Origin of the sequence: uncultured Cytophaga sp., from assembly GCF_937863595.1 — a bacterium.
In the GTDB taxonomy this organism is placed as follows: Bacteria; Bacteroidota; Bacteroidia; order Cytophagales; family Cytophagaceae; genus Cytophaga.
In genome coordinates, this window is sequence record NZ_CALMGQ010000107.1 from 1 (window position 1) to 3,452 (window position 3,452).

A 3,452-nucleotide genomic window follows, 5' to 3' on the forward strand; every position below is an offset into this window, starting at 1 on the left:
AACCTTGAAGGTTTCGTTAAAGATTGTTACGCCCTTGTTGGTGTTCCCGCCCGTGTAACTCTTTGTATAATGAACTGAAAATAAAGCGGGTCACCAACAATTGACAAACCCATTAATAGAGATCATTTGATGTTGAATTAATTAAATTAGGATAAAGATAATTAAAGCCGATAACAACAATAAACATTCCTCCTTACTTTTCTTCTCTATAAAATGAACCATGCTGAATGTAGTACGCACAGGTAATTGAATTTGGAATGCGCTTATTGTCTAAACTTAAACCCGGAATAATGGATGGTTCTGAACCTCGGTGTTCAGCAGCGTCAACAGTAAATACATACTGCTCATTTATTTTTTTTCTGCTTATTTTTAACCATTTATTACCGTCATAATTGTAATAGCTTGTCTCAATAAGTGTATCATTCGAAATGTTATTAATTCGATCCTCTTTACTGTGATATTTTTGATACATGTTGGTGTATTTTTGTGCTCTTTCCCAGAAAAGTATATTTTCGTTTTCGTCTTGAGCACTAAATTTAAGATTTTGAGTGTCGTATGCGTAATCAATATACGTTAGGCAGTAATCTTGTGGTACCCAATATTGCTTTTCATTGTAGCTTACTAATAGATATTGAGTCCCTGTAAATAGTCCGCCTTTATTAAAAGACGCCGTTGGGAAAATAGTATCCTGTATTTTCAAACCACTTGATGCAACCTTTGCACCTATATAGTTGGGCGCGCCTATGTTTTCATATACGGCAGTATCCGAAATGGTAATTCTTGGCTTAGGAGATGTGAGTTCTGAATAACTATTTGTAACCTTATCATCTGCATCTACAAAAGCAAAAACAACAAATACTACAATGAAAATAATACCAACAAATAATGAAATACCAAATGTTATGGCTATGTTAACTAAACTAAAGAATTCACTTTTAGGATCAGGCTTTTTTCTCCAGCTTAAAAATCGTAAAACTATGATAAGTAAAAAAGCGAGTACAAAAGAAGTTACAAATAAATGGTCAGCAATAAAAGCGCTCATATAGAGGTAGGTTAATTAAATTTGAATGAACGTTAATAAAATAGTGATTTGTGAAATGAATATTATGGGATAACAACCATAGAGACTATTACAACTATTTTTTCCATACGAAAATAGCGTTTACATGGTTTTGAAAATTCGGCAAATAGGTATTTTTACCTATTTGCCGATTGTATGGTTCTCTCCAAGCATAATTTATACATCAATCGCTATGCCTGCAAAATGAAGCTTTTTTGAATATTAAAATTGGAATATAACCGAAGATGAAGTTTATAGTGGAATCAATGCGCAGAGAATTTTTTTTAAATATATATGTTCGTTCAACGAATTAATCGTTACTTGTATTCAATAACAAACAAAACAGCTAGCTATGGAATCTGAAAATTCAAGTGCAACGATTGGACGCGTAATCCAAGATTTTTATGACAAGCACGACTTTGGAGAGGAGGGCGGTATACATGAAAAATATGCATGGATTAAGTTTGGGTTTTTCTCCATCCCAATTCTCAATGTTGCGGCCCGAAAAAATAATGTGTATTTGCACGATATCAGTCATATAGTGACGGGATACGATACTACTTGGAAAGGAGAAAGTGCTGTGTCTGCATGGGAGATTGCAGCCGGTGGTTGGGCTAATTTATATCTGCCATGGGTGTTAACTTTGTGGGCAATGGGCTTAGGCGTGGTATTTTATCCATCCAATATTTTAAGTGCCTTTAAACGTGGACGAACTATGAACAACGCATTAACAAGCGGACTTTCAAAAAAAGATATGTATGCACTTTCCGTCTCTGATTTTAAACAAATAATTAGCAATAAACCTAAGCGTAATAAAAATCCCTATTTGTGGATGTTTGTTGCATTGTGTACTTTTTTAGCACCCTTTGCAATTGGTATGTTGGCAATTTGGATGCTTATCGAAGTATTTTGTTAACAAGATATATACCTAACAACGTTTATCTGTAGTTTAATACGCAACCTACTATGATTATTAGTCGTTTTTATAAAAATGAGTTATTGCATGATGCACAGATAAGAAACATCTTTGTAAAACTTTAATTTTAGAAGCCTAAGTAGGTTTATAACAAGAAGTACATCAATGTTTTAATCTACATTCAGTTGAAGTTAAATTAGAATCCAATCTTTTCTTATATATGAATAATCTGCGATATAGTATTTTTATTGCATCCTTCTTGAGAATGCTTCCCTTATTTGGACAAACCGCAAAGGAAGACTATTTAGTAATCATGTATGACTCTGTGCACGATGCCTGTGGATATCAAAACAGATCAGGCGATACCATAATTCCATTTAATACCTTTCGTATGTGTTATACGGATACGTTTAAAACCGCTGCTGTTGTATTAAAAGATGGGGAAGGTTTTGTCGCTATCGATAGAACGATGCATGTTTTATATAATGTATTTCCATTTGACAATGGCCCTGATTATATTTCAGAAGGGCTTTATAGAATTGTAAAAAATAATGAAATTGGATATGCAAACGCAGAGGGTATCATTTGTATTCAACCACAATTTGCATGTGCGTATCCGTTCGAAAATGGTAGGGCAAAAGTTAGTAAATTTTGCACCCTTGAAACAATAGATGAACATACAATATGGAAGAGTGCATTGTGGTATTATATAGATAAAAATGGACATGAAATTATTAGCGAATAAACAGATGCTCTTTTGAATAGGTGTATTGTTAAAATAACTAATGTAAATACATTGCTCGTGTAGAGTAATACCAATTTTTTTTAGCAATGAACATAATACTATTGTGTAGCCCTTTTCACAAAAAGGAGTTTTGCATTATACACAGGGAAGAAATTTCTTTAGAAACTTTAATATTAGCAACCTAAGTAAGGAGTAAGAATAACAAGCTAGTTGCGAAATCAAAACGAACTCGCTTGAAGGATAAAAAGAGTATAGTGTACATTGAGTATTGTTTTTTTGCTGAAATAATGGATTGTCGAATGCGCTATTTGCTTTTATACCCTCTAAATATGCTTCTAATACATTCGTATTAAAGAGAGAAATGCATTCCTGAAATTCTTTGAAGTTAAAAAAAAAATCATTCTTCTTTTTGAAATGTACGCATCGCTATAAGTACGCTTTTATGAATCTATTTTGGTTTATTAAACCCTGCTTTTGGTGGAATAAATAAACGGGCTTAAAGACTTGCTTATACAGCCTTTAAAATGCATTTTTAGGGGTATATACTTTTTGATTTTTATTGTTTATAACAGAAAATTCAAAATGTGGTATCCGATTGAAAAACACTATACGGATAATAAAACGGATAACTTAAAACAAGTGAAATATACAAGCAACCGGGTGCTTGTATCATCTAGTTAGGTGCAAGCGTGGTGGTATAATAAGCATACAACAAGACATTAACATTTTAT

At 32.8% G+C, this 3,452-nt stretch carries 3 protein-coding genes; 2 read left to right on the top strand and 1 reads right to left on the bottom strand.

The window, feature by feature from the left end; translation table 11 throughout:
• Window positions 1-193: 193 nt before the first annotated feature.
• Entirely contained in the window at window positions 194-1,042 is an 849-nt protein-coding gene (locus Q0543_RS09870; RefSeq protein WP_299252052.1) for a hypothetical protein, read from the bottom strand.
• 370 nt (window positions 1,043-1,412) lie between these two features.
• Here Q0543_RS09870 and Q0543_RS09875 point away from each other — a divergent pair, with 370 nt between their 5' ends.
• Both Q0543_RS09875 and Q0543_RS09880 read left to right on the top strand, forming a co-directional pair.
• Window positions 1,413-1,976 (top strand): hypothetical protein, encoded by a 564-nt coding sequence (locus tag Q0543_RS09875; RefSeq protein ID WP_299252054.1) that lies wholly within the window; start codon window positions 1,413-1,415, stop codon window positions 1,974-1,976.
• A 220-nt stretch (window positions 1,977-2,196) separates the two neighbouring features.
• Entirely contained in the window at window positions 2,197-2,721 is a 525-nt protein-coding gene (locus Q0543_RS09880) for a hypothetical protein (RefSeq protein WP_299252057.1), read from the top strand.
• The last annotated feature ends 731 nt before the right edge of the window (window positions 2,722-3,452 follow it).